This window comes from Streptomyces griseoviridis, from assembly GCF_005222485.1.
Lineage (GTDB): Bacteria > Actinomycetota > Actinomycetes > Streptomycetales > Streptomycetaceae > Streptomyces > Streptomyces hintoniae.
Map to the genome: position 1 here is coordinate 8,623,408 of NZ_CP029078.1, position 24,989 is coordinate 8,648,396.

22 protein-coding genes and 1 pseudogene are annotated in these 24,989 nt (G+C 73.3%); 12 read left to right on the forward strand and 11 right to left on the reverse strand.

Features of this window, described 5'->3' with window-relative positions; all coding sequences use genetic code 11:
- Positions 1 to 71: 71 nt before the first annotated feature.
- From DDJ31_RS37200 to DDJ31_RS37210, 3 genes are all read right to left on the reverse strand, one after another.
- Positions 72 to 1,376 carry a serine hydrolase domain-containing protein gene (locus DDJ31_RS37200; protein ID WP_127176023.1) on the reverse strand — a complete coding sequence of 435 codons (1,305 nt, stop codon included), beginning with the start codon at positions 1,374 to 1,376 and terminating at the stop codon, positions 72 to 74.
- A 74-nt stretch (positions 1,377 to 1,450) separates the two neighbouring features.
- The gene (locus DDJ31_RS37205) at positions 1,451 to 2,014 is read right to left on the reverse strand and encodes a GNAT family N-acetyltransferase (protein ID WP_127176022.1); all 564 of its coding nucleotides are present in this window, start codon (positions 2,012 to 2,014) and stop codon (positions 1,451 to 1,453) included.
- A 164-nt stretch (positions 2,015 to 2,178) separates the two neighbouring features.
- Positions 2,179 to 2,778, reverse strand: coding sequence for a TetR/AcrR family transcriptional regulator (locus DDJ31_RS37210; protein ID WP_127182414.1), 600 nt, complete (start codon positions 2,776 to 2,778; stop codon positions 2,179 to 2,181).
- Between the two features lie 169 nt (positions 2,779 to 2,947).
- On the opposite strand from DDJ31_RS37210, the gene DDJ31_RS37215 reads away from it, so the two are divergent.
- Both DDJ31_RS37215 and DDJ31_RS37220 read left to right on the forward strand, forming a co-directional pair.
- Positions 2,948 to 3,880 carry an NAD(P)-dependent oxidoreductase gene (locus DDJ31_RS37215; RefSeq protein ID WP_276319291.1) on the forward strand — a complete coding sequence of 311 codons (933 nt, stop codon included), beginning with the start codon at positions 2,948 to 2,950 and terminating at the stop codon, positions 3,878 to 3,880.
- Positions 3,881 to 3,933: 53 nt separating this feature from the next.
- A complete protein-coding gene (locus tag DDJ31_RS37220; protein ID WP_127182413.1) occupies positions 3,934 to 4,704 on the forward strand; it encodes a GNAT family N-acetyltransferase in 771 nt (256 codons plus the stop codon).
- A gap of 33 nt (positions 4,705 to 4,737) precedes the next feature.
- Here DDJ31_RS37220 and DDJ31_RS37225 read toward each other — a convergent pair whose 3' ends face one another.
- Both DDJ31_RS37225 and DDJ31_RS37230 read right to left on the reverse strand, forming a co-directional pair.
- Positions 4,738 to 5,664, reverse strand: coding sequence for an ornithine cyclodeaminase family protein (locus DDJ31_RS37225; RefSeq protein ID WP_127176020.1), 927 nt, complete (start codon positions 5,662 to 5,664; stop codon positions 4,738 to 4,740).
- The gene (locus tag DDJ31_RS37230) at positions 5,661 to 6,548 is read right to left on the reverse strand and encodes an IclR family transcriptional regulator (protein ID WP_127176019.1); all 888 of its coding nucleotides are present in this window, start codon (positions 6,546 to 6,548) and stop codon (positions 5,661 to 5,663) included. The genes DDJ31_RS37225 and DDJ31_RS37230 overlap by 4 nt, the downstream gene beginning before the upstream one ends.
- Before the next feature lie 175 nt (positions 6,549 to 6,723).
- Between DDJ31_RS37230 and DDJ31_RS37235 the strand changes: the two genes are divergently transcribed.
- The 3 genes from DDJ31_RS37235 to asnB all read left to right on the forward strand — a co-directional run bounded on the left by DDJ31_RS37235 (position 6,724) and on the right by asnB (position 11,268).
- Positions 6,724 to 8,037 carry an amidohydrolase family protein gene (locus DDJ31_RS37235; RefSeq protein ID WP_127176018.1) on the forward strand — a complete coding sequence of 438 codons (1,314 nt, stop codon included), beginning with the start codon at positions 6,724 to 6,726 and terminating at the stop codon, positions 8,035 to 8,037.
- Entirely contained in the window at positions 8,034 to 9,101 is a 1,068-nt protein-coding gene (locus tag DDJ31_RS37240) for a dipeptidase (RefSeq protein WP_127176017.1), read from the forward strand. The genes DDJ31_RS37235 and DDJ31_RS37240 overlap by 4 nt, the downstream gene beginning before the upstream one ends.
- Positions 9,102 to 9,426: 325 nt before the next feature.
- The gene (gene asnB, locus DDJ31_RS37245) at positions 9,427 to 11,268 is read left to right on the forward strand and encodes an asparagine synthase (glutamine-hydrolyzing) (protein WP_127176016.1); all 1,842 of its coding nucleotides are present in this window, start codon (positions 9,427 to 9,429) and stop codon (positions 11,266 to 11,268) included.
- A gap of 67 nt (positions 11,269 to 11,335) precedes the next feature.
- Here asnB and DDJ31_RS37250 read toward each other — a convergent pair whose 3' ends face one another.
- From DDJ31_RS37250 to DDJ31_RS37275, 6 genes are all read right to left on the reverse strand, one after another.
- Entirely contained in the window at positions 11,336 to 12,961 is a 1,626-nt protein-coding gene (locus DDJ31_RS37250; RefSeq protein WP_127176015.1) for a sodium/solute symporter, read from the reverse strand.
- Positions 12,958 to 13,413 (reverse strand): DUF485 domain-containing protein, encoded by a 456-nt coding sequence (locus DDJ31_RS37255; protein WP_127176014.1) that lies wholly within the window; start codon positions 13,411 to 13,413, stop codon positions 12,958 to 12,960. The genes DDJ31_RS37250 and DDJ31_RS37255 overlap by 4 nt, the downstream gene beginning before the upstream one ends.
- A 321-nt stretch (positions 13,414 to 13,734) precedes the next feature.
- Positions 13,735 to 14,394 carry a fasciclin domain-containing protein gene (locus DDJ31_RS37260; RefSeq protein WP_127176013.1) on the reverse strand — a complete coding sequence of 220 codons (660 nt, stop codon included), beginning with the start codon at positions 14,392 to 14,394 and terminating at the stop codon, positions 13,735 to 13,737.
- 64 nt (positions 14,395 to 14,458) lie between these two features.
- Positions 14,459 to 16,093, reverse strand: coding sequence for a molybdopterin-dependent oxidoreductase (locus DDJ31_RS37265; RefSeq protein WP_127176012.1), 1,635 nt, complete (start codon positions 16,091 to 16,093; stop codon positions 14,459 to 14,461).
- Between the two features lie 232 nt (positions 16,094 to 16,325).
- Positions 16,326 to 17,150 carry a DUF1684 domain-containing protein gene (locus tag DDJ31_RS37270; RefSeq protein ID WP_127176011.1) on the reverse strand — a complete coding sequence of 275 codons (825 nt, stop codon included), beginning with the start codon at positions 17,148 to 17,150 and terminating at the stop codon, positions 16,326 to 16,328.
- 80 nt (positions 17,151 to 17,230) lie between these two features.
- On the reverse strand, positions 17,231 to 18,154 hold the full coding sequence (locus DDJ31_RS37275; protein ID WP_127176010.1) for a TIGR03564 family F420-dependent LLM class oxidoreductase: 924 nt from the start codon (positions 18,152 to 18,154) through the stop codon (positions 17,231 to 17,233).
- A gap of 397 nt (positions 18,155 to 18,551) precedes the next feature.
- Between DDJ31_RS37275 and DDJ31_RS37280 the strand changes: the two genes are divergently transcribed.
- The 7 genes and pseudogenes from DDJ31_RS37280 to DDJ31_RS37315 all read left to right on the forward strand — a co-directional run bounded on the left by DDJ31_RS37280 (position 18,552) and on the right by DDJ31_RS37315 (position 24,879).
- Positions 18,552 to 19,427 (forward strand): ABC transporter permease, encoded by an 876-nt coding sequence (locus DDJ31_RS37280; protein WP_127176009.1) that lies wholly within the window; start codon positions 18,552 to 18,554, stop codon positions 19,425 to 19,427.
- Positions 19,428 to 19,539: 112 nt separating this feature from the next.
- Entirely contained in the window at positions 19,540 to 20,550 is a 1,011-nt protein-coding gene (locus tag DDJ31_RS37285) for a taurine ABC transporter substrate-binding protein (RefSeq protein ID WP_240678359.1), read from the forward strand.
- Positions 20,537 to 21,367 (forward strand): ABC transporter ATP-binding protein, encoded by an 831-nt coding sequence (locus DDJ31_RS37290; protein ID WP_127176007.1) that lies wholly within the window; start codon positions 20,537 to 20,539, stop codon positions 21,365 to 21,367. Before DDJ31_RS37285 ends, DDJ31_RS37290 begins: the two co-directional genes overlap by 14 nt.
- A gap of 180 nt (positions 21,368 to 21,547) precedes the next feature.
- Positions 21,548 to 22,465 (forward strand): TauD/TfdA dioxygenase family protein, encoded by a 918-nt coding sequence (locus tag DDJ31_RS37295; RefSeq protein WP_127176006.1) that lies wholly within the window; start codon positions 21,548 to 21,550, stop codon positions 22,463 to 22,465.
- Between the two features lie 20 nt (positions 22,466 to 22,485).
- A pseudogene (locus DDJ31_RS37300) lies at positions 22,486 to 22,935 on the forward strand (ATP-binding cassette domain-containing protein); the annotation flags it as partial.
- 244 nt (positions 22,936 to 23,179) lie between these two features.
- The gene (locus tag DDJ31_RS37310) at positions 23,180 to 23,383 is read left to right on the forward strand and encodes a hypothetical protein (protein ID WP_127176005.1); all 204 of its coding nucleotides are present in this window, start codon (positions 23,180 to 23,182) and stop codon (positions 23,381 to 23,383) included.
- A gap of 392 nt (positions 23,384 to 23,775) precedes the next feature.
- Positions 23,776 to 24,879 carry an LLM class flavin-dependent oxidoreductase gene (locus DDJ31_RS37315; protein WP_127176004.1) on the forward strand — a complete coding sequence of 368 codons (1,104 nt, stop codon included), beginning with the start codon at positions 23,776 to 23,778 and terminating at the stop codon, positions 24,877 to 24,879.
- The last annotated feature ends 110 nt before the right edge of the window (positions 24,880 to 24,989 follow it).

The following is a 24,989-nucleotide window of genomic DNA, read 5'->3' on the forward strand; positions in this document are numbered from 1 at the left end:
TAACGCACAAGGCGCCCGCAGCAGGCGCCCGCACAAGGCACCCACACAGAGCACCTTGTGCTGGACCCCGGTCAATCCGTCCGCGTCGGCGCCTGCTTCCCGAACATCGCGCAGATCGCGGCCGTCTGGAGCGCCTCGTTCGCCGCGACCATTTTCGGGTCGGCCGCGAACTCGAAGGCGAACTCCGTCGACACCAGGACGGAGGCCGTACGACTGCCCTTGACGTCCGTGTAGTTGGTGCTGGAGTAGCCGGTCATCCCGCCGTCGTGCGCCCAGATGGTGCCGCACGGCGTCGACCCCGTCTCGATGCCGAGGCCCGAACCCGGTCCCTTCTCCGGGTTGTCCGGGTCCATCGGGACGGTGCGGCGCAACTCCTCTACCTGCGCCGCGGGCAGCAGCTTCCCCGACATCAGCGCGGTGTAGAACCGTGACCAGTCGCGGGTGTTCGACACCACGGCACCGGCCGCCCCGCCCCAGCTCACATCGTTGCCCGACACGTCGACGTGGCCCTGGACGGGGTTGCCCGCCACGTCCTTGAACGCGTCGGGGACATCGGACGGCATATGGGCGGCGTCCGGCTCGTAGCCGCGCGCGTACGGGCCACGCCAGCTCGCGTCGGTGGCGTAGTAGGTGTGGTCAAGACCCAGCGGGCGGGCGATCCGGTCCCGGATCAGGGCGGCCGGGGTGCTGCCGGTGACCCGTTCGAGGACCGAACCGATCGCTATGTAGTCGGTGTTGCTGTAGGACCACCGGGTGCCCGGCGGGAACAGCACGTCGTGCCGGGCGGCGACCGCGAGCAACTGCGCCGACGTCCAACGGCGTTGGCTCTTGCCGAGGATGGAGTCGAGCAGTTCGGGATCCCCGGTGTAGTCGTACAGGCCGCTCGTGTGGTTGAGGAGCATCCGCAGGGTGATCCGGTCGCCGCCCGGGACTTTCCCCGGCAGCCACTTCTCCACCGGGTCGGCCAGCGAGAGGTCGCCGTCCGCCGCCAGCATCAGCACGAGGGTGGCCATCATGGTCTTGGTGTTGGAGCCCATCCTGAACTCGTCGTCCTGCGTGAGCCGGTGGACCCGCTTCGCCCAGGGCGCCTGCCGGACGACCTCCACGGGCCGGCTCCGTCCGTCGTCCACGCGCACGGTCACACCGGGCGCCCCGGCGTCGACCAACTCCTGTGCGAGACGCGCCAACGCGTCGTGCTGGGCGCGGTCCACGGTGAGTCGGGCGGGCGCCGACGGCGCGGTGGACACCGTCTGTCCCGTCCCGGCGCACGCCGTGCAGGTCACCAGGGCGACGACCGGCCCCCACACGAGCGCCGACGTCCGCCGCAGACGACGTGACCACGACCGACGATTCGACGAACTGACAACTGGAGCCATCGCGCTGCATCCTTCGAACGAGTTCCTGCCTTGACGCCCCCAATCTGCGACCCGGCGCTGACAGCACACCTGCATCACGCCGGCAGCGCCGTACCAGGGCCCGTGAGTCGCTGCCAGCGGTCTGCCAGCAGGCCGAACAGGAGGTCGTCGGTCCACTCGCCCTTGAGCCAGGTGAACGCGGGACGCCGCCCCTCCAGCTCGAAACCCACCCGTTCGAGCAGTCGTGCGGAACGGGTGTTGCGGGCGTCGCACTCGGCGGAGACGCGCCGCAGTCCACGGCTGCCGAACAGGTCGTCGAGGACCGCCCGCACCGCCTCCGAGGCGTACCCCCGGCCCTGCCGGTCCCCGGCCAGGGTGAAGCCCAAGTCGGCCTGCATCAGGTTCTCGTGCAGGCGCACCCCCAAGTCGCCGACCAGGCGGCCTTCGGCCTTCTCCTCGATCGCGTACTGGAACCAGCCGGGCCGGTCGGGGTCGCCCGCGGCGAACTCCTCGACGAGAGCGGCGGCGGAGTCGAGGGAGACAGGAGCGGTCCAGCCCTGGAAGCGGGCGACGGCCGGGTCCGAGCGGTAGGCGGAGAGTGCGGGCGCGTCGTCCGGTCGGAAACGGCGCAGGACAAGTCGGGAAGTTTCGAGCAGCACGGACAGATGATCTCAGTCCCGGGAGGGCGACGGGACCTCGGGCCCCGGTTCGGCCGCCGGAAGGCGGCAGGACCCGACCCGCTTCATCTCCCGCACCGGAATCCGCCCCCGGCCAGGTCCTACCGGCGGCGGGAGGCCCGACCCCGGTCCTCTCCAGCCGCAGGTCAGGCCGGACTCGGGGTTGCCGCGCCGTCCAGCAGCGGGCCGAGTTCCCGGGCCACCGTCGTCAGGGCGCGCGGGTCGCGTTCCGCGCGGGCGATCAGGACGGCGCCCTCCAGGGCGCTGATCATCACCGTCGCCAGCGCCACCGCCCGTGCCTCGGGGACGTCCATCCCGGTGAGCGCCCGTGCCACCGGCTCCCGCCAGCACGCGAACGCGTGCGCCGCCGCCTCCCGGGTGGAGTCGACGGTGTCGGCGCTGTCCACGGTGGCGGCCGCGACCGGGCAGCCCGCCAGGGAACCCGTCGCCGTCAACTCGGCGGTCCACTGCGCCACCATCGCGGCGAACAGCCCGCTCGGCGTGGGCGTCCCGAGCCCGGCCAGGAACCGGTCGACGCGCCGGGCCGCGTACCGTCCCGCCCAGGCGACGGCCTCGTTCACCAACTGCTCCTTCCCGCCGGGGAAGTAGTGCTGGAGGGACCCGCGCGGCGCCTGCGCGTGGGCCGCGACCTCGCGCATCCCGGTCGCGGCGACACCGTCGCGGCGCAGCAGTTGGGCCGCGCTGAACACCATCCGCTCGCGGGGTCCCCGCTCGCCGTCGGCCATCGTCGCTCTCCGTCCGCCACGGGCCGCCCGGTCACCGGCCCCTGTCTCGATTATGACGGTGGTCATAGGCGTCGGCTACCATGACGGCCGTCATAACGGTGGGACGGGCCGGCGAGGGCGGTGCGCGGTGGAGAGAGACGTCAGGGAACCGGTGGAAGTACCGGTGGAAGTGCCGACGAAAGGTGTGGCGGACGAGCCGGCGACGGAACCGGACCAGGGACGCGTCGGATTCATCGGTCTGGGGGTGATGGGCGGCCCGATGGCGCTCAACCTCGTCCGGGCGGGCACGCCGCTCGTCGTCTGGAACCGGACCGGGGCCGCCACCGACCCGCTGCGCGCGGCGGGCGCCGCCGTGGCCAGAACGCCCGCCGAGGTTTTCCGGCGGGCCGGGACCGTCCTGCTCATGCTGGCCGACGACACCGCGATCGACGCCGTACTGGCGCGTGGCACACCGGAGTTCGCCGCCCTGGTCGCCGACCGGACGGTCGTGCACATGGGAACCACCTCGCCCGGTTACTCGCGCGCGCTGGCGGCCGACGTGCGGGAAGCGGGCGGCCGGTACGTCGAGGCGCCCGTCTCCGGTTCGCGTGAACCCGCCCGCGCGGGACGCCTGGTGGGCATGCTCGCCGGGGACGACGACGCCGTCGCCGAGGTGCGTCCGCTGCTCGCCCCGCTCTGCCACCAGACGTTCGTGTGCGGCGCCGTCCCGGACGCGCTGCTGATGAAGCTCTCCGTGAACCTGTTCCTGATCACCCAAGTCACCGGTCTGGCCGAGGCGTTCCACTTCGCCGACCGGCACGGGCTCGACCAGCGGCGCCTCGCCGACATCCTCGCCGCCGGGCCGATGGCGAGCACCGTCTCCCGGGGGAAGGCGGCGAGTCTGCTCGCCCGCGACTTCACCGTGCAGGCCGCGATCCTCGACGTCCTCAAGAACAACCGCCTGATCGCCCAGCAGGCCAGGGCCTCGGGGGTGGCCTCACCGTTGCTCGACGCCTGCCACGCCCTGTACGGCGAGACGGCCCGACTCGGCCACGGCGCCGCCGACATGGCGGCCGTCGTGTACGCCCTGGAGGCCCGCACGGACCAGGAGTCCGCCTCGTGACCGCGGCACCCGCACCCCGACTCCCTTACGACGAGGGCGACTTGCTCGCCCGTATGGAGCGCAACCTCGCCGACCACGCCTGCCATCTGCACCGGGGCCTCACCGGCGCGCGGGTCGTCGAGACGGACGATCTGCTGATCGCCGACAGCGGGCTCGACGACGACACCTTCAACATCGTCGCCGCCGCCCGCTTCACCCGGCGGGACGCCGACACCCGGATCGCCGACACCCTTCGGGAGGTGGGGAGTTGGCGGCGGCCCTTCTCCTGGTGGGTCGGCCCGGCCAGCGCTTCGCCGGACCTCTCCGCCCGCCTGACCGCCGCGGGCGTCCCGGGCGGTGAGCGTGAGGCCGCGATGGCGGCGCCGCTCGACGACCTGCCACCCCGCCCCAAGATCGACGGGCTCGACATCAGGCCCGTCACCACGCCCGCCCTACTGGCCGACTGGGCGGGCGTCCTGGCCGCGAACTGGGACCCGCCCGCCGCGACCGTCCGCCGGTTCTTCGACCTGACGGCGACCCGGGCGACGGCGCCGGACAGCCCGGCCCGCTACCTCCTCGGCACGGTCCGTGGCGTGCCGGTCTGCACGGCCGAGGTGTTCCGGCACGCCGGGGTCGCGGGCCTCTACAACATCAGCACCCTCGCCGCCCACCGAGGACGCGGCTACGGCGGCGCCCTCACCCTCGCCGCCCTCCACACGGCCCGCGCCGAGGGCCTCCGGTGCGCAGTCCTCCAGGCGTCCTCCGACGGCGAACCCGTCTACCGGCGGCTGGGATTCAGCACCCACGGCCACTTCACCGAGCACCCCGTCGACCCACCGGCCTGAACCAGCGCTCCCGCCTGATCCCCCCGACACCCCCTAGCCGAACCGTCCCGTCGCCGTCCCGTGCGCCACGTACGCCGCCGCCACGTCCAGGGCCGCGTGGCCGGTGGACTTGAAGACGGTGAGCAGGTCGGGGGAGTGGCTGCCGGAGGCCGCTCCCGCGAGGACCGACCCCAGCAGGGTGACCTCGCGGTCCGGCGGCAGCCCCTGCAACTCGTGGGCGCCGGACGGTGGTTGGGTCGCGGCGGCACCCGGCCACTCGGTGAAAAGGGCCGCGTCCCGGATCGTCGCCGCGTCGAGTTCGTGCCCGTGCGAGCCGCCGACCGAGCTGACGTGGGTGCCGGGGGCGAGCCACCCGCGCTCCAGGACGGGCCGGGTCGCGCCGGTGCAGCAGTACACGGTGGCCGCCGCGCGCACGGCCGCCTCGATGCCGTCGGCCGGCCGGCCCGCCGGATGCAGGGCGGCCGTCGCGCGGACCGCGGCCGGGTCCCGGCCGGCGACCGTGACGGGCGCGTCCGGCCCGAGCGCGGCCAGCAGAGCGACCTGGGCGCGCGCCTGCGCGCCGGTGCCGACGACCACGACGGGGCCGGGCCCGGCCAGCGCGAGGGCGCTGTGCGTGGCGGACGCCGCGGTGCGCCAGGCCGTCACCGGTTCGGCGTCGAGGATCGCGAGGGGGCGTCCGTCCCCGGCGTCGAAGAGGACGACGACGCCCCGGTGACTGCTGCGGCCGGGGTGGCCGGGGTCGCCGAACACCGACACCAGCTTCGCCGCGAGGCCCAGGCCAGGCACGTAGCCGGGCATCGCGCCGAGCAGGCCGTCCGGCGCGAAGGCGGCGATCCGCGGCGGCGCGGACGCCGTGCCGTCCGCGACCGCGACGAGGGCCTCGGCGACGGCGGCCATCAGGCGCCGCGGGTCGAGGGCGGCCAGGGTGGCGGCCCGGTCGAGGACGAGGAGGTCGCTCACGCGGCGGCCTCCGGGCCCGCTCCTGACAGCAGGGAGGTGAGCGTGTCGACGGCCGAGGCGAGGTCGTCGCGCAGCCGCCGCAGCCGGGCCGCGTCGATCTCAGCGTCCGGTCCGACGATCGTCACCGCGCACACCGGCGCCCCCGCGACCGGCACCACGGCCCGGCTGACGGAGGCGACGAACCGGTCGTTGCGCCCGTGCTCCACGGCGAAGCCGTCCGCCTCGACGCGCCCCAGGTCGGCCAGCAGCCCTCCGTCACCGTCCAGCGGATGCCCCGCCTCCCGGGCGGCGTCGAGATAGGGGCCGCGGGCCTCCGGCGGCAGCGCGGCCACCAGGGCGAGCGGACCCGCGAACCGGTGCACGGGCAGCGCCTCGCCGAGCAGGGTGCTGATCATCGCGAGCCGGTCGGGCCGGATCACGTCCACCACCCGGGAACCGGCGCGCTCCAGGACCTGGAGGTTGACCATCAGACCGGTGTGCCCCGACAGCTCCGTCAGCACCGGACGGGCCAGCGAGGCAAGCGAGTTGTGCGTGGCCCGCGCCGACAGGAGCAGGACGGCGGTGCCGGGCAGATAGCGGTCGTCGGCGCGCAGCACCCAGCCCCTGCGGACCAGGTCGAGGAGGATGCGGTAGGCGGTGGCCCGGTGCAGCCCGACCTCGTCGGCGAGATCGGTGAGCCGGGGCGGCCGTGCCGCCCTGCCGACCGCCTCCACCAGATCGAGCGCCTTGTCGACGGCCGTACGCGCGGCCCGCGGCGGCTCCTCGACGGCGGTGCGCGCCGCCCGGGACCCGCTGTCCGCGGCGGTGCCTGGCACCGGGGACTCCTTGTTCTCGGCGTTCTCGGCGTTCTCGGCGTTCTCGGCCGTGCGGAGCGCCTGCGGCATCGCAACCCTTCCCAAGCTGTGCGCGGAGCGTCCCGACGGGGCTCACGGCGGGGCGTTCCGCAGGTCGGGATCCGAGGGTAGGGTACCGCTTGTTTCGCAGAACGAGAGTGTTGTTACCCACAGTGCAACAGATCGCGTCTCTGCCTCCTGCCCGCCGCGCGACACCTCCGGAGTGGTGACCTTGACGACCGACAGTGCCGGGGCGGCGACCCCGTACGCGCCAGGCGAGAGGGGAGCGGTGGTGGTCTACCGGGGAGCCACCCTCTTCGACGGGACCGGCGCCCCGCCCCGCCCCGCGACCTCGATCGTCGTCGACGGACCGGTGATCCGCGCCGTCGTGCCCGACGGCGACCCGGCCGCCGCCGTCGACGGCGCCGAAGTCGTCGATCTCACCGGCCGGTTCGTCACCCCCGGGCTGATCGACGCCCACCAGCACCTCGCCACGCCGCCCGACCGGCCGGCCGCCGAGGCCGTGCTGCGCCGCCTCGCGCACAGCGGAGTCACCGGCGTACGGGACATGGCCGACGACCTCAGGCAGATCGGCGACCTCGCGCGCGCCGCGCTGGTGGGGGAGATCGCCGCCCCCGACATCCACTACGCGGCGCTCATGGCGGGCCCCGGATTCTTCGACGACCCCCGCACCCACCAGGTCACCCGGGGCGCGGTGCCCGGCGAGGTCCCGTGGATGCAGGCCGTCACCGACACGACCGACCTGCCGATCGCGGTGGCCCTGGCCCGCGGCACCCACGCGGCGGCCATCAAGGTGTACGCCGACCTGGAGGCGCCCCTCGTCGCCGCCGTCACCGCCGAGGCGCACCGGCAGTCCATCCCGGTCTGGGCGCACGCCGCGGTCTTCCCCGCCACCCCGGGACAGGTCGTCGCGGCCGGCGTGGACACCGTCTCGCACGTCACCCTGCTCGCCCACGAGACGGCGACCCGCCCGCTGACCAGCTACCGGGACAAGCCGCCCGTCGACCACGCGAGCCTGGTCACCGGCGCCGACGGACGGCTCGACGCGCTGTTCGCCCGGATGCGGGAACAGGGCGTCGTCCTGGACGCCACCGCCTCGCTCTGGTCGTCCGCCGAACTCGCCGGGGACGAACGGGCCGACGCCAACACCGAGTTGGCCGTCGCCCTCACCGCGCAGGCGCACCGCGCGGGGGTGGAGCTGGCCACCGGCACCGACTACGAGACGCCGCCGGGCGACCCGTTCCCGGCCCTCTACGACGAACTCGCCTTCCTGGTGCGGCGATGCGGCATCCCGGAACGGGACGTGCTGCGGTCCGCGACCCTCGTCGGCGCCCGCAGCGCGGGCGTCGGCCACCTCACCGGCAGCGTCGAACCCGGCAAACTGGCCGACCTCGCGGTCTTCACGCGCGACCCGCTCGCCGACATCGGCCACCTGCGCACCATCACCCTGACCGTCAAGCGTGGCCGTCGCCTGGCGCGCGCCGACTACTCCACCGACCTTCCCCGGGAGACCCGTTGACCGGCACGCCTCTGATCGTCAACGCCCTCGGGCAGCTCGACAACCCCAACTCCGCGCGCTCCGAGGCCGCCGCGGGCGACCTGAACCCGAGCGGCGAGCAGATCACCGTCGACGCGCGGACCCTGGCCGAGGCCCGCGCCTCCGGTCTCACCGCCGTCAACATCACCCTCGGCTATGTGATGGGCGACCTGGAGCCCTACGAGCACACCCTGCACGAGATCGACGTCTGGGACGACGTCGTCGCCCGCCACCCGGACGACCTCCTGAAGGTCACCACCGTCGAGGACATCCGCACGGCGGCCCGGGACGGGCGCGTCGGCGTCATCTACGGCTTCCAGAACGCGGAGGCCGTCGGGGACGACGCGGGCCGCGTCGCCACCTTCGCCGAACGCGGCGTGCGCGTCGTGCAGTTGACGTACAACCAGGCCAACCGGCTGGGCGGCGGCTCGATGGCGCCGGGTGACACCCCGCTCACCGCGTTCGGGCGCGAGGTGGTCGAGGCGCTCAACGACCGGCACCTCATGGTCGATCTCTCGCACAGCGGCGAACGGACCTGCCTCGACGCGGCCGTCCACTCCCGCGCGCCGATCTCCGTCAACCACACCGGGTGCCGCGCGCTCACCGACCTGCCGCGCAACAAGACCGACGAGGAGCTGCGCCTGGTCGCCTCCCGGGGCGGGTTCGTCGGCGTCTACTTCATGCCGTTCCTCAACCCCACCGGGCACGCGCGCGCCGCCGACGTGGTCGAGCACCTCGCGCACGCCGTGAACGTCTGCGGGGAGGACCACGTCGGCATCGGCACCGACGGCCCGGTCACCGCCATCGACGATCTCGACGCCTACCGGGAGCGGCTCGCCGAGCATGTGGCGAAGCGGCGGGAGGCCGGGGTGTCGGCGGCCGGTGAGCGGGCGGACACCTTCCCCTTCGTCGTCGATCTGCGGGGCGTGGACCAGTTCCGCGAGCTGATCCGGCTGCTGGAGCGGCGCGGCTTCTCGTCCGGGCGGATCGAGAAGATCATGGGCCGCAACTTCGTCGACTACGCGGCCCGCGTCTGGGAGGCGTAGCCACCCCCGGGGCCGCCCTCGCCCTCGCCCGCCCCCGCATGCCCCCGAACGGCTCCGAGGTGGGGAAGATTTTGCCGTGGCCTGTTCCCGCCGACGCGCGCATGGTGGGAAGGGTGCGGCGGGTTTCGCGTAGACCAAATGAGGCCGGAAAAGGCGGTCGCGGCGGCCCGGTCGTGTTACGTCCGTGTTGACCGGCCCGAGCGGCGGGCGCATCCTCGCATGTAGTTGGCAGTTACACCTTGTTTGTTCGCGAGATCCGTCTCACGCAGGAGAAACAGCAGGTGGGAGCGGTGACCGCGGGCAGACCTGGCGCGGGAGGCAATGCATGTGCGGCATCACCGGCTGGATCTCCTTCGACCGCGACCTGCGCTCCGAGGCCGCCACATTGGATGCGATGACCGAGACGATGTCCTGCCGGGGCCCCGACGACCGCGGCACCTGGGTCCAGGGCCACGCCGCCCTCGGGCACCGCAGGCTCGCGATCATCGACCTGCCCGGCGGCCGGCAGCCGATGAGCGCCGAGACGCCGCACGGGACCGTCGCCCTCGTCTACTCGGGGGAGACCTACAACTTCGGTGAGCTGCGCCGCGAACTCAGCGGCCGTGGCCACCGGTTCACCACCGACTCCGACACCGAGGTGGTCCTGCGCGGCTACCTCGAATGGGGCGACCGGATCGCCGAACGCCTCAACGGCATGTACGCGTTCGCCGTCTGGGACGGCCGCCGCGACCAACTCGTCATGATCCGCGACCGGATGGGCATCAAGCCCTTCTACTACCGCCCCACCGCCGACGGCGTCCTCTTCGGCTCCGAACCCAAGGCGATCCTCGCCAACCCGCTGGCCCCCGCCCGGATCACCGCGGACGGCCTGCGCGAACTGTTCACCATGGTCAAAACCCCCGGCCACGCCGTCTGGGACGGCATCGCCGAGGTCGAACCCGGCACCGTCGTCACCGTCGACCGCGCCGGAACGCACCGGCGTGTCTACTGGCAGCTGGAGACCCGGCCGCACACCGACGACCGCGACACCACCATCGCCACCGTCCGCTCCCTCCTCGACGACATCGTGCGCCGCCAACTGATCGCCGACGTCCCCCGCTGCACCCTGCTCTCCGGCGGCCTCGACTCCTCCGCCATGACCGCCATCGCCGCCCGCCAACTCGGCGCGCACGGCGAGAAGGTGCGCAGCTTCGCCGTCGACTTCGTCGGCCAGACCGACCGGTTCGTCGCCGACGAACTGCGCGGCACCCCCGACACCCCGTTCGTCCACGACGTCGCCCGCACCGCGCACACCGACCACCAGGACATCGTCCTGGACGCCCAGGCCCTCGCCGACCCCGACATCCGCGCCAAGGTGATCAGGGCCCGCGACCTGCCCACCGGGTTCGGCGACATGGACGCCTCGCTGTACCTGCTGTTCCGGGCCATCCGGGACCAATCCACCGTCGCCCTGTCCGGCGAGTCGGCCGACGAGGTCTTCGGCGGCTACCTCCAGTTCTTCGACGAGGAGGCCCGCCGCGGCGAGACCTTCCCCTGGCTCGTCCACTTCGGCCGCCACTTCGGCGACGACGCCGAGGTGCTGCGCCCCGACCTGCTCACCACCCTCGACCTGGACGGCTACGTCGCCGACAGCTACCGCTCCGCCATTGCCCCGATCCGCCGCCTCGACGGCGAGAGCGACTTCGAGTACCGGATGCGGCGCATCTGCAACCTGCACCTCACCCGGTTCGTGCGGGTGCTGCTCGACCGCAAGGACCGCGCGAGCATGGCCGTCGGCCTTGAGGTCCGGGTGCCGTTCTGCGACCACCGGCTCGTCGAGTACGTCTACAACACCCCGTGGGCGCTGAAGTCCTTCGACGGCCGGGAGAAGAGCCTGCTCAGGGAGGCGACCGCCGACGTGCTCCCGCGGTCCGTCTACGACCGGGTCAAGAGCCCCTACCCCTCCACCCAGGACCCCAAGTACGCGGCGGCGCTCCAGGACCAGGCGCGGGAGCTGCTCGCGAACCCCTCCCACCCGGTCTTCGACCTCGTCGACCGGGACCGGCTGCACCGCTTCGCCCACCGCGAGCTGCCCGTGCACACCCAGGCCGACCGGCGCGGCCTGGAACGCGCGCTCGACCTCGCGGTCTGGCTCGACCTGTACCGCCCGGAGATACAACTCGCCTGAGCGGCAGCGGAGTTCGGGGCGCGGGCCGGTGAACCCGCCGTCTCCCGCGCCCTGTCGGCCGGTCCGATCACCTCGTCGGGCCCTTGGGCGCCGGTTTGGCGGGCCCCGCGAGCAGCAGGTGCTCCAGCGCCTCGAAGCGCCCGTCGGCCCGGTCGCCCGAGCGGCGCGCGGTGAACAGGGTGGTGAGCCAGCCGGCCAGGAACCCCGCGGGCACGGAGGCGAGGGCGGTGGTGTTGAAGGGGAACCAGTCGAAGTGGGCGTCGGGGAACGCGGAGAGCGGGCTGCCGGAGACGAGGCTCGTCCCCGTCATCAGGACCAGCACGCTGAGGGTGCCGACGACGAGGGTGGCCAGCAGTCCGGCGCGGGTGTAGCGGCGCCAGAAGAGGCTGTAGAGGAGCGCGGGCGCGATCGCGGAGGCGCCCAGGCAGAAGGAGACGGTGGCCAGCGGTTGCAGGCTGCGGTGCTGGGCGAGGACCGCGAGCAGGATGACGGGGACCCCGACCGCCAGGGCGCAGACCCGGGCCAGGGTGAGTTCGCGGGCCGGCGCGAGCGGGGTGCGGCGGCCCGCGGTGAGATCGTGGGCGAGGGTGTTGGCGCAGGCCAGTGTCATGCTGGCGACGGAGGCCAGCAGGGTGAGGAAGACCGCGGTGGTGACCGTCGCGAACAGCAGGCTCTCCGCGCGGGACATGTCGCCGCCGAACGCGGCCCGCGCGCCCAGGAGATAGGCGGTGCTGCCGTGCGGGTCGGCGCCCGCGATCCGCTCCCGGCCCAGGAGCGCCATGGCGCCCGTGCACACGAGGGTCAGCAGCAGGACGAACAGCGCGACGGACGAGACGGCCCAGGACATCGCCCGGCGCACCTGCCGGGGTGTGCCGGCCGTGTACATGCGCATCGTGACGTGCGGGAGGCAGGCGCCGCCGAGCACGATGGCGAGTTGGGTGCTCGCCATGTCGAGCGCCGGGTACGGCCCGCGCGCGTACTGAAGGCCCCAGGTGAGATAGCCGGGCCCGGCGCCGCTCTGCCGGGCGGCGGTGTGGAAGAGGGCCTGCGGGCTCCAGCCGAAGGAGTGCAGGACCAGGACGGTGACGACGAGCCCCGAGCCCAGCAGCACCACGGTCTTGATGATCTGGATGAGCGCCGTGCCGCGCATGCCGCCCAGGGCCGCGTAGCTGATCATCAGGGCTCCCGCGCCGACCACGCAGCCGTTCTTCATCGTGCTGTCGGAGAACCCCAGTACGAACGCGAGGAGTTGGCCGACTCCGGCGAGCTGCACGACCATCATCGGCACGAGCGAGGCGAGCGTGACGAGGCAGGCGGTGATCCGCACCGCGCGTCCCGGCCTGCGCCGGGCGAGGACGTCCCCCATGGTGAACTTGCCGGTGTTGTGCAGGGGTTCGGCCAGCACGAACATCAGCAGCATCAGCGAGAGCAGGGTGCTCAGGGCGAGCACGATGCCGTCGTAGCCGCAGAGCGCGATGATCCCGCCGACGGTCAGGACGGTGGCGGCCGATATGTAGTCCCCGGCCACGGCGAGCCCGTTGCGCAGCGGCGACAGCGTCCGGTAGCCGGTGTAGAAGTCGTCGAGGTCGTCGCCCGCGGGCCCGGTCAGCACGCACAGCAGCAGGGTGACGGCGACGACGGAGCAGAACGCGACGAGGGACCAGGACTGGGCGGCCGGGCTGAACCCGGTCACGACGGGCGCCCCGCGGCCTGGGTGTCATGGGCGTCCTGGCGGTCGTACCCGCGGGCTCGACGCGCCAGCGGGTCCACGTAGCGGCGCGCGGTCCACTCGTAGAGGAGCACGGCCAGCCAGGTCACGGGCAGTTGGACCAGGGCGAGCAGCAGGCCGGTGGGCAGCCCGCCGGGCGCGGGCCTGGTCATCAGCGAGGGGACCTCGACGGTCAGCACCAGGAAGAGGGCGAACGGTGCCACCGCGATGAAGGCGGCCACCCGGCGCTGGCGCCGCCCGGCCCGCCGCAGCAGCCGCAGCGTGCGGTGCGGCCCGTCGTGCACGGCGGCCGTCCGCGGCGCGGGTTCCGCCTGGCCGTCGGACGACCAGGCGGGCGTGCGGCGGGCCGGTACGGGGGAGAGGGGATGCCCCTGCTCGGGGAGGACGGGGGGTAAGTCGGAGCTGTCGTGGGGCATCCCGGAATCTCCTGGCGGGACATGGGCCCGGAGTGACGACGGACCGCGTGACGACGGGGGAGCGGTTCGGCTGATCGCACGCTATGCGGCCCGAGCGCCGCGCGCAGCGAGTTCCGCGAACTCCCTGGTCGAAACCTTTTACCGCCCTGACCTCGGATGTTGTTTCTGTGACCGACGGTAACCGGACGCACGGGAGAGACGCGTGGGACCGGATTCCCGTACTCCGCGCCCCGATCGGGCGACCGGATCAGGACAGCGGGAAACGGTGCGGGGGGTGGGCGATCCGCCCCACCCCCCGCACCGTTCCCCCGTCACGCTCCGTCAGCTGGCGGGCATCAGGACGCTGTCGATGATGTAGACGTTGGCGTTGGCGGTCTTGACGTTGCCGCAGACCACCTTCGCCGAGCCGTTGACGGTGTAGGACTCACCGGAGCCGGCCGTGGTCAGCTTGCCCTTCTCCAGCGTGGTGAAGGAGCCCTTCTCCAGCTCCTTCGGGGTCAGCTTCTGGCCGACGACGTGGTACGTGAGGATCTTGGTCAGCTCGGCCTTGTCGTTGAGGACCTTGTCGAGGGTGGCCTTCGGGATCTTCGCGAACGCCTCGTTGGTCGGCGCGAACACCGTGATGTTCTGCGCGTTGTTCAGGGTGTCGACCAGACCGGCCTTCTTCACTGCGGAGACCAGCGTCGACAGCGCGGGGTTGTTGGAGGCGGCCGTCGCGACCGGGTCCTTGGCCATGCCGTCGAAGGAACCGGCACCGCTCTTGGGCACCGACCCACAGGCGGTGCCGAACGGCTCGTCCACCGAGGCGGTGCTGCCCGAGCCGGTCATGCCCTCTTCCGACGCGGTGGCCGACGCCGACGCCTTCGACGAGGAGTCCGACGACGCGGAGTCGCTGCTCTGGCCCGAGCAGGCGCTGAGCGCCAGCGGGAGCACGGCCGCGGCGGCCAGGGTGACAGCGGTGCGACGGATACGGGTGTTCATTGTTTCTCCTGGTGATAGACGCGGCCGAGCCGCATTACATGGGGGAGGGAAGAGGTCTGTGGGGTCAGTCCACGGTCACGACCACTGAGTGCCATCCGCTGGCGCCGTTGGGGATGGTCTGGGTCCGCCGCTGGGTCTGGGTGCGGCCGGTGCCGTCGGTGGCGCGCACGGTGAGGGTGTGGCCGCCCTTGTCCGCCCGCCACGGGTAGGACCACTGGCGCCAGGTGTCACGGGTGTCCTGGGCGGCGAGCCGGGCCTGCTCCCAGGGACCGTCGTCGACCCGGACCTCGACCTTCTCGATGCCCCTGTGCTGCGCCCAGGCCACCCCGGCGATCATGACGGTGCCGGCCTTGGGACGGGCGAACGGCTTGGGCGTGTCGATGCGCGACTCGGTCTTGATGGGCCCGAGGCGCGACCAGCCGCGCTGCACCCAGTACGGGTCGTAGGCGTCGAAGGTGGTCAGTTCGAGGTCGGTGATCCACTTGCAGGCCGAGACATAGCCGTACAGGCCGGGCACGAGCATGCGGACGGGGAAGCCGTGGGTGAAGGGCAGCGGCTGGCCGTTCATGCCGACGGCGAGCAGGGAGTCGCGGCCGTCCATCACCTCCTCGACCGGGCTGCCGATGGTCATGCCGTCCACGGAGCGGGCGACCAGCTGGGTGGCGGGACCGCCCTTCGACGGCGGCTTGACGCCGCACTCGGCGAGCAGGTCGGCGAGGCGGGCGCCGATCCAGCGGGCGTTGCCCACGTACGGGCCGCCGACCTCGTTGGAGACGCAGGTGAGGGTGATGTCCCGCTCGATCAGCTCCCGGCCGAGGAGGTCGGCGAAGGAGAGGTCGAGGGGGCGGCGCACCCCCATGCCGTGGACCCGCAGCCGCCAGGTGGTGGCGTCCACCTTCGGGACGACCAGCGCGGTGTCGACGCGGTAGAAGGAACCGTTCGGCGTGGTGAAGGGGCTGATGCCGGGGATCCGCAACTGGGCCCCGCGCGGCACGGGCCGGGCCGGGGACTGCGGCCGGGGCAGGACCACCTTGTCGCGTGAGGCGACCGCGCTCTGCCCGCTGGCCGCGTTCACGGAGCGGCCGATCACGACGGCTCCCGCCGACGCGGCGGCCGCGGCGCTCGCCGCGATCACGAACCCCCGCCGGTCCCAGCCGCCCCCGGTGCCGGTGGCGGTCTCCTCGGCCTGGTCGTCGGGGCGTTCGGTGGCCGGGCCCGGCGCGGCGGCGGGGGAGCCGAGGCGCCCGATGAGGAAGTAGAGCAGCACCGCTCCGACGACCGCGCCGACGATCGACGGCAGCGCGTCCGTCAGCCCCTCGGAGTCCGGCCGGCTGAGGGCGGCGACCGCCCCCACCACGCCGAAGACCAGCACACCGGCGGCGCCGGTCCGCCGGAAACGCAGGGCGACGATTCCGATGGCGAGCGCGAAAAGCGCGAGCACCACCAGAATTCCGGACTGGAGCACCAGTTTGTCGTTGGTGCCGAAATGCTGGATCGCCCAGTCCTTCACGGCGGGGGGCGTGCGGTCGATCGCCGCACCACCGACCGCCACGATCGGATCGGACTGCGGCCGTACGGCCGCTGACACCAGCTCAGCGGTGGCGAGCGCTGCGAACCCGGCCAGCAGTCCACTGCCCGCGGCGAGCGCGCGCTGTGTCCATCTGCCCGGGGTCGGCGGCTTCTTCCTGTCGTCGGTCACGTGGGGAATCCGGCCCTGAATGGCCGCCGGATTGGTCGTATCCACGATCGGATGAAGTTTTTTCCTGGACCAATCCGCGAGGTCCAGGGCTACGGATGCTACGGGTGCTTACCTCGAAATCGCCCCCGTATTCTTTGTGTTCTTCGTATTATCAAATTCCCGTGGGGGAGCGGACCGTGCGCGGAAGGGCGGAGCCGGTCCGCGGCTCCGCCGTCCTCGACCTGCTCCGCGCTCACGCCCCGCCGCGCTCGCGCGGGATCTTCTGGCCCGCCTCGACCGCGACCGGCAGCCGGTTCTCGGCCGGCGGCAGCGGGCAGGTCGCCAGATCGGTATACGCGCACGGCAGGTTCGCCGCACGGTTGAAGTCCAGGACGACCGTGCCGTCGGCGCCGGGCTCCTCCACCCCGAGGACACGGTTCGCCGCGTACGTGGTCACCCCGGAGGTCGCGTCGGTGAACAGGACCGTCAGCCGGCCGGGTACGTGCCCGGGGAACGCGGTCAGCGACAGCTCCCGCCCCTCAAGTGAGAACGCGATCCGGCCCGGCGCGTCGTACACGTGCTCGAGACCCTCGACGGCGGCGCCGACGGTGGTCGGGCGCGGCGTCTCGAACGGCAGCCAGCGGCCGGTCACCACCCAGCGCGGGTCGGGCGCGTAGGCGGGCGTCCCGGTGAAGGCGGTGCGCAGCGGGGCGTCCGGATGACGGGGGCGGACGATGTCGTTGCCGCCGCGCCTGGCCACCTCGATCACCGCGTCGCCCCACACGGCGTCGACACCGCCGCGCTCGGGCAGCACACCGAAGTGGTGCGTGCCGCGCACCGGCGCCCCGCCGACGGTCAGTTCCTCGCCGTCGTCGAGACGCACATGGACGCCCTCGCCGTCGGTCCACCAGGAGCCGGGGGCGTCGGGGAACCGCTGCGGGCCGTCGTGCAGCCAGTGCAGTCCGGTGATCGCGAGGAAGCCGTGCGGGTCGGCGAGGCGCTCCTCCTGTGCGCGGTACCAGTCGAGCCAGTCCCGGGTGAAGGCCTGGAGGTCCGTCGTGGTGGCCTCGGTGGTCATGGGTGCTCCTTCGTCGTCGTGCGAGGTGTGGTCCTCGCGGTCTGCTGCGGTGCCGGCCGACGTGACGTCGACCGGCCTTGTCATGACGCCAGTTCGCCCAGGAGCGCCCAGGTGCGCCTGCGGTCGGCGGTGCCGGCGATCTCGGTGGTGGAGAAGACCACCTCGGTCGCGCCGGCGTCCCGGTAGCGGCGCACCTCGGCGGCGACCGTCCGCTCGTCGCCGACCACCGCGAGATCGGACGCCCGGCTGCCGCCGGAGAGTCCGATGACCCGCGCGTAGGACGGGAACTGCTCGTAGAACGCGAGCTGTTCGGTGAACTTCGCCCGGACGGCGTCGACGTCGTCGGTGACCACCCCGGGCACCATGGCCACGATCCGGGGCGCCGGACGCCCGGCGGCGCGGGCCGCGGCGGTGACCGCCGGGACGATGTGCTCCGCCAGGGCCCGCGGACCCGCCAGGTACGGCAGGATGCCGTCCGCCAGCTCGCCGCTGACCCGCAGCGCCTGCGGGCCCATCGCGGCGACCAGCAACGGGACGCCGCCCTCGGCGCCCGGCACCCGCGCCGGGAGCGGAGTGACGGCCGTGAGCAGTTCACCGTGGAAGTCGGCGGTGCCGTCCCTCGTCAACTGCCGTAGCGCGGTGAGGAATTCACGGAGCCGGCCGATCGGCCGCTCGAAGGGCAGCCCGAAACCGGTCTCCGTCAGCAGCCGGGTGCCGAGGGCGAGCCCGAGGTGGTAGCGGCCGTGCGTGGCCGCCTGCGCGGTCTGCGCCTGGCTGGAGACGACGAGCGGATGCCGCCCGAAGACGGGGATCGCGGACGTGCCCACGTGCAGTCCCGGCACCTCGCGCCCGACGAGCGCCGCGAGCTGGGGCGAGTCGGCGCCGAAGGTCTGCCCGAACCACGCCGAGCGCAGCCCGGCCGCCGCCGCCTCGCGGGCCAGCTCCACGGAAGCGTCGATCTGGTTCTTCGCGTCGGACGCGTTGAGCGCTACTCCTACAGTCATGTCTGTCGCAACGGCCGCCGCGCGAGAGCGCATTCCGGCCGGGTGTGACAGCTTCTTGTCAGTCGTGTGAACCGCCACCGGCCCGCGCCACCGACGGCGGGCGGAGCGGAGGCGAGCGGTCCGCGCCGTTCCACAGCGTGGACTGCGGCTGGTGCGCCGCCGCCCGCTGCGGTACAACTTCCCCCATGATCCGCGAAGCCCTGGTACGCCGCCTGGTCGTCGACCTGTGCCGCCGTACGGCCGCGTGTTGTTGATCCTGCCTCGCTGACCCGCCGCGTCCCGTGGCCCCTCGGGCCCGACCGCCGTCGCGTCGCCCCTTTTCCCGGTTCCCGCCCGGTGCCCTCGCGCGCGCCGGTGTCCGCTCGCCGTTCCCCTCCGAGGCCCGTGGAGGTCCTCCGTGCCCACAGCATCCGCCGCGCCCGCGGCGCTGCGCGATCCCGCGGACGAGGCGGAGCCCGCGCCCCGCCGCCGGGCCCGCTCCCGGCTCGCGGGCGTGTCCCGGCGGCTGGCGCTGCCGCTCGGCTCGCTCCTGCTGTTCCTCGCCGTCTGGCAGTCGGTGGCCGCCGCCGGCACCTGGAGCGAGACCCTCGTGCCGCCCCCGGCCAAGGTGTGGGGCGCCTTCGTCGACGTCTCCACCACCCATGACGGGGTGCGCGGCTACAACGGCACCTACCTCGTGGAGCACCTCGGCATCAGCCTGCGCCGCATCGCGTTCGGAGCCGGCCTCGGCATCGTCATCGGAGTGGCGTTCGGCCTGGTCATGGGCACCGTCGGCTGGGTGCGGTCGCTGTTCGAACCGTGGATCACCTTTCTGCGGACGCTGCCGCCGCTCGCGTACTTCTCCCTCCTGATCGTCTGGCTCGGCATCGACGAGGAACCGAAGATCACCCTGCTGGCGGTGGCGGCGTTCCCGCCGGTCGCGGTCGCCACCGCCGCCGCCGTCGCCGCGGCACCCCGCCACCTCCAGGAGGCGGCCCGCGCGCTCGGCGGCTCCCGCCGCGACGTCGTCCGGGACGTCGTGCTGCCGTCCGCGCTCCCGGAGATCTTCACCGGCGTCCGGCTGGCCGTCGGGGTCGCCTACTCCTCGCTCGTCGCCGCCGAACTCGTCAACGGCCTGCCCGGCATCGGCGGCATGGTCAAGGACGCGGCCAACTACAACAACACCCCGGTGGTGCTCGTCGGGATCGCCGCCATCGGCATCTCGGGGCTCCTCATCGACGGGCTCCTGCTCCGCCTCGAACGCGCCGTCGTGCCCTGGCGCGGCCACACCTGACCCGCCCCGCCCGACCGCCCGCGCACCGCCCCGACAGAACAGGCTTCCCATGACCACTCAGGAGACCGGCGCCCGCACCGGATTGCCCCCGAGCCGCCCGACCCGCCGCGCCCTGCTCGCCGCCGCGCTCGGCGCCGCGTCCGTCGCCGTCACCGGCTGCTCCTCGGACGGCGGCGGATCCGGCGGCGGCAAGCGGCTGCGCGTCGGCTACTTCGCCTTCCCCAGCGGCGACCTGCTGGTGAAGAACCGCAAGCTGCTGGAGAAGGCGCTGCCCGACCACACGATCTCCTGGATCAAGTTCGACTCGGGCGCCAGCGTCAACCAGGCGTTCATCGGCGGCTCCCTCGACATCGCGGCCCTGGGATCGAGCCCGTTCGCGCGGGGCATCGCGGGCTCCTCGCCGATCCCCTACAAGGTCGCCTTCGTCCTCGACGTCGCGGGCGAGAACGAGGCCCTGGTGGCGCGCAAGTCCACCGGCGTCACCGACGTGGCGGGGCTCAAGGGCAGAACGGTCGCCACCCCCTTCGCGTCCACCTCGCACTACAGCCTCCTCGCGGCCCTCGAACAGGCCGGACTCAGCGCCTCCGACGTCAAGTTGATCGACCTCCAGCCGCAGCCGATCCTCGCCGCCTGGCAGCGCGGCGACATCGACGCGGCCTATGTGTGGCTGCCCGCCCTCGACGAACTCCGCGCCGACGGAACGCAGTTGACCAGCAGCAAGGAGATAGGCGCGCAGGGCAAGCCGACCCTGGACCTGGCCGTGGTCTCCGACGCGCTGATCGCCGAGGACCCCGGGACCATCGCGACCTGGCGCAAGGTCGAGGCCGAAGGGCTGCGCCGGCTCGCCTCCGACCCGGAGGGCTCGGCGCGGGCCATCGCCGCCGAACTCGGCATCAGCCTCGCCGACGCCAAGGCCCAGCTCTCCCAGGGCGTCTTCCTCACCCCGCGCCAGATCGCCTCGGCCGACTGGCTCGGCACCGAGGGCAGCCCAGGACGGCTCGCCTCCTATCTGACCGACACCGGGGCGTTCCTCGCGGGCCAGAAACAGATCGAGGCCGCGCCGTCCGAGGAGACCGTCCGCAAGGCGCTCTATCTGAAGGGGCTGCCCGATGGTCTCGCGTGAGACGGGAGGCCCCCGGCCGACCACCGGCGCCGCACTCCCTGGCGCCGAACTCCCCGGCGCCGTGCGCCTGGACGACGTCATCCACCGCTACGGCCGGGGCGACGACGCCGTCACCGCCGTCGGCCCGGTCCGACTCGACGTCGAGCCGGGCGAGTTCGTCGTGCTGGTCGGCGCGTCCGGCTGCGGCAAGAGCACCCTGCTGCGGCTGCTCGCCGGGTTCGAACAGCCCACCCACGGCACCGTGCGGGTCTCCGGCGCCGCACCCCGGCCGGGGCACGCCGCGGGCGTGGTGTTCCAGCAGCCGCGCCTCATGCCATGGCGCACCGTCGGCGGCAACGTCGATCTGGCGCTGCGCTACGCGGGCGTCCCCAAGGACCGGTGGGCCGGGCGGCGGGCCGAACTCCTCGACCGCGTCGGCCTCGACGGCACCGAACGGCGGCGGGTCTGGGAGATCTCCGGCGGCCAGCAGCAACGCGTCGCCATCGCCCGCACGTTGGCCGCCGAGAACCCCGTCCTGCTCCTCGACGAACCGTTCGCCGCGCTCGACGCCCTGACCCGCGAGCGGCTCCAGGAGGACGTGCGCCAGGTCGCCGCGCGGACCGGCCGCACCACCGTGTTCGTCACCCACTCCGCGGACGAGGCGGTCTTCCTCGGCTCCCGGGTGGTGGTGCTGAGCAGACGTCCGGGGACCGTCGTCCTCGACCTGCCCGTCGACCTCCCGCGCGACGGCGTCGACGCCGAAGAACTGCGCGGCAGCGCGGAGTTCGCGGAACTCCGGGCGCGCGTCGGCCACGAGGTGAAGGCCGCCGCGGCCTGAACGACGCGCCGGCCGAACCGACATGAGGACCAAGCACCGGCACCGGTCGCGAGGACCGCTCGCGTCAACGCTCAAGGCCCGCTCGCAGGAACCGCTTTCAGGAATCACTCAAGGACCGCTCACAAGGACCGCTCACAAGGACCGGCCCCAGGACCGCACACCAACGGAAAGGGAATCAGCATGACCGTCATCACCGCACCGTCCCACCACCCCGAGGCGACCCGCCCGACAGGTCCCGGCTCCGCCGGCCTGCTGATCGACCCGCTCGGCCCGAGCTTCGGCGCCGAGGTGCGCGGCATCGACCTCGGCCACCTCGACGACGACCAGGTGGCCGCCCTGCGCACGGCGCTTGTCACCCACAAGGTGATCTTCCTGCCCGGCCAGGACATCGACGACCACGCGCAGATCGACCTCGGCCGCCGGCTGGGCGAGGTCACCGCGGGCCACCCGGTCCACGACTCGGGGGACGTCCCCGACGAGGTCTACTCCCTCGACAGCCAGGACAACGGGTTCGCCGACGTCTGGCACACCGACGTGACGTTCGTCCGCAGGCCGCCCGCGATCTCCGTGCTGCGCGCCGTGGTCCTGCCACCGCACGGTGGCGACACCTCCTGGGCCGACAGCCAGCTCGCCTACGAGTCGCTGACCCCGGGGCTGCGCGCCCTCATCGACCCGCTGACCGCCGTGCACGACGGCAGCCGCGAGTTCGGCTACTACCTCGCCCAGCGGCGCGAGGGACGCGGGAACCTCTGGGACGGCGAGGTCTTCACCGACCTCGTCCCGGTGGAGCACCCCGTGGTGCGCGTCCACCCCGAGACCGGCCGCAAGGGCCTGTTCGTGAACCCCGGTTTCACCTCGCACATCACCGGCGTCTCCGAGCACGAGAGCCGGGGCATCCTCGACATTCTCTACGCCCACCTCACCAAGCCCGAACACACCGTCAGGCACCGCTGGCAGTCGGGCGACATCGCGATCTGGGACAACCGCGCCACCTCCCACTACGCCAACCGCGACTACGGCGACCAGCACCGCGTCATGCACCGGATCACACTGCGCGGGGACATCCCGGTCGGCCCCGTCCCGGCAACGGGACTGTAGGAAGGCGCGGTTGCGCTCCGGTGGTCCGAACACGGCGGCGGACGGGACGGGTTCACGGGGCACGTCACGTCCGGCCGCGATCCCGTGTCGTAGCCTGGTTCGGGCTGCGGCTCACCTCGCTGCCCGCTGCCGAACGCAGGCTGCGCGCCGACCGCGCCATCGACCTCGTCGGCCTCACCGACTTCGCCGACGCGCTGCCCAAGACGCTGGCGGGCGGCATGAAGCAGCGCTGCGCCATCGCCCGCGCCTACGCCGTCGACCCCGAAGTCCTGCTGATGGACGGGCCGTTCGGCGCCCTCGACGCGCTGACCCGGGTCCGGCTCCAGGACCAGTTGCTCGCCACCTGGAGCCGCGAACGCCGGCCGGTCGTCTTCGTCCCCCATGACGTCGACGAGGCCGTCTGTCTGGCGCGGCGCGTCGTCGTGATGGCCGCGCGGCCCGGCCGCGTCCACCGGATCGTGGACGTCGATCCCGGTCCCTGGTGGTGGACGGCCTGCCACACCTCGTTGCGGATGCGGGTGAACTCCGTTGACAGCCGCAGCTCCTCGGTCCTCGGGCAGGGCACGTGTTCGCGTCCCTCTCCGCCACCGCCCTCGGCCTCTCCGCGGCCGGCTGCTCCTCGGGCCCGGACGACGGCACCACCCGGATCAGATTCGGCTACATTGCCGACTACAACGGCGCCGGCCTGCTGGCCGTCGCCGACCGGCAGGGCGGATGCGCCTGTTCCACCACGCGGACGAGGGCGACGGCACCCACCAGGTGCGGGCGGCCACCAGCACGGACGGCATCCACTGGACCAGGACCGGCACCTGGGCCCTGCCCTTGTTGGAGACACCGCGCATCGGCCTGGTCTCCCTCAACACCGCTGGTGCGACAGCCCACTTCGACTATCTGCGGACCTACGGCCCGGCCGACTGAACCGCACCCGCGGCCGGTGACGGCGTCCGTCGGCACCGCACCGGTCGCGGCGGCCGAGTCGCGGGGGAGGGGGCGGCGGAGGGGTGGTGGACGCTCGTCGAACCGTGTGCTTTGATCCGGGCATGGAGACCGCAGGCCAGGCACGCACCGTGCTGCTCGACCCGTTCTGGGTGGGCCGCCGCGCCGATCAGTTCGACCAGACCTGTCGCTGACCGCTGCCTCTCCGCTCCCCACCTCCGCCCCTCGGCGCCCGCCCGCGTCCACCCCTGCCCGCCGACGGCCGCGACCCACCCACGAATGACGTCCGCCGCGCGAGGCCCCGCCGGGGCGGTGGCCTCCGTCGCGCCCGCCCGTGTCCCGCACCGCCCGGACCGAACACCGGAGGAACCCCCATGACCGCACCCGCCGCAGGACTGCCCGGCCTGTACCTCGCCCTGGAGGCCGACGGGGACGGCGCCCACCCGGCCGCGCCGCGCCACCCGGGCCGTCCGGCCGACGCGGCTCTCACCCCCGGGGCGCTGCGAGAGACGGCCGCGGCCGTCGAGAACGCCGGCTTCACCCTCGTCACCTTCGCGGACTCGCCGCTGCCGCCCGAGGCCGCCGGGCAACCCGTGGCACGGATCGAGGCCGGCGTCCGCGCCGCGTACCTGTCGGCTCTCACCGACCGGATCGGGCTCGCGCCCACCCTGCACGTCACGACCACCGAACCCTTCCACCTCGCCACCCAGCTCGCGGGTCTCGACCACGCGTCCCACGGACGGGCCGGCTGGGTCGTCGGCGCCGCGTCGACGGCGGCCGAACTCGCCACCGTGGGACGGGATTTCCTCTCCGCCGAGGCGCTGGCCGCCGAGACCGCCGATGTCATCGACACCGCGCGCGCCCTCTGGGACTCGTGGGAGGACGACGCGATCGTCAAGGACTCCGCCACCGGCCGCTTCCTGGACGCCGACCGGGTGCACCACATCGACTTCGAGGGCGCTACCTTCACCGTCAAGGGGCCCCTGATCACCCCGAGGCCGCCGCAGGGCCAGGTCGTCGTCCTCGCCCCGGACGCGCTGGACGTCGACGCCCGCGCCGATCTCGTCCTGGTGGCACGCGACACCGTCCCCGCGATCGCCGCCCGCGCCGCCACCGCCAGGGAGAACGGCGCACCGCTCGTCCTCGCGGAGGTGGAGGTCGTCCTCGACGCGCGGGCCCCGGCCGCCGACCGGCTCGCGGAGCTGGACGCGGACGCCCCCTGGCCACCGACCGGGCGGCTGCGGCACGTCGGATCGGCCGAGGCCCTCACCGAACTGCTGCGCGCGCTCGCCGAGTTCGTGGACGGCGTCAGACTGCACCCCGCCGTCCTCGCCGTCGACCTGCCGGTCCTGACCGAGCGGGTGCTGCCGGCCCTCGCCGCCGAGGGACTGCACCGCGCGCCCCGACCGGGCGCCACCCTGCGGGAGTCGCTGGGGCTGCCCCGCCCCGCCAACCGCTTCGCCACCGCACGCGCCTGACCCGACTCCCGGTACCGCCCTCAACTCCCGTCCCTTTCGACCCGGATGAGATCCACCCCCGCTTCGGCCACTCCCGCCGCAATCCCGGCCCGCCACGCGTACGAGGTCAG

Bases quoted from the DNA above. Each gene is read 5' to 3' on its own strand.
- DDJ31_RS37200 (WP_127176023.1), bottom strand. From the start codon at position 1,376: ATGGCTCCAGTTGTCAGTTCGTCGAATCGTCGGTCGTGGTCACGTCGT.
- DDJ31_RS37210 (WP_127182414.1), bottom strand. From the start codon at position 2,778: ATGGCCGACGGCGAGCGGGGACCCCGCGAGCGGATGGTGTTCAGCGCG.
- DDJ31_RS37220 (WP_127182413.1), top strand. From the start codon at position 3,934: ATGGAGCGCAACCTCGCCGACCACGCCTGCCATCTGCACCGGGGCCTC.
- DDJ31_RS37230 (WP_127176019.1), bottom strand. From the start codon at position 6,548: ATGCCGCAGGCGCTCCGCACGGCCGAGAACGCCGAGAACGCCGAGAAC.
- asnB (WP_127176016.1), top strand. From the start codon at position 9,427: ATGTGCGGCATCACCGGCTGGATCTCCTTCGACCGCGACCTGCGCTCC.
- DDJ31_RS37255 (WP_127176014.1), bottom strand. From the start codon at position 13,413: ATGCCCCACGACAGCTCCGACTTACCCCCCGTCCTCCCCGAGCAGGGG.
- DDJ31_RS37260 (WP_127176013.1), bottom strand. From the start codon at position 14,394: ATGAACACCCGTATCCGTCGCACCGCTGTCACCCTGGCCGCCGCGGCC.
- DDJ31_RS37270 (WP_127176011.1), bottom strand. From the start codon at position 17,150: ATGACCACCGAGGCCACCACGACGGACCTCCAGGCCTTCACCCGGGAC.
- DDJ31_RS37275 (WP_127176010.1), bottom strand. From the start codon at position 18,154: ATGACTGTAGGAGTAGCGCTCAACGCGTCCGACGCGAAGAACCAGATC.
- DDJ31_RS37290 (WP_127176007.1), top strand. From the start codon at position 20,537: ATGGTCTCGCGTGAGACGGGAGGCCCCCGGCCGACCACCGGCGCCGCA.
- DDJ31_RS37295 (WP_127176006.1), top strand. From the start codon at position 21,548: ATGACCGTCATCACCGCACCGTCCCACCACCCCGAGGCGACCCGCCCG.
- DDJ31_RS37310 (WP_127176005.1), top strand. From the start codon at position 23,180: ATGCGCCTGTTCCACCACGCGGACGAGGGCGACGGCACCCACCAGGTG.
- DDJ31_RS37315 (WP_127176004.1), top strand. From the start codon at position 23,776: ATGACCGCACCCGCCGCAGGACTGCCCGGCCTGTACCTCGCCCTGGAG.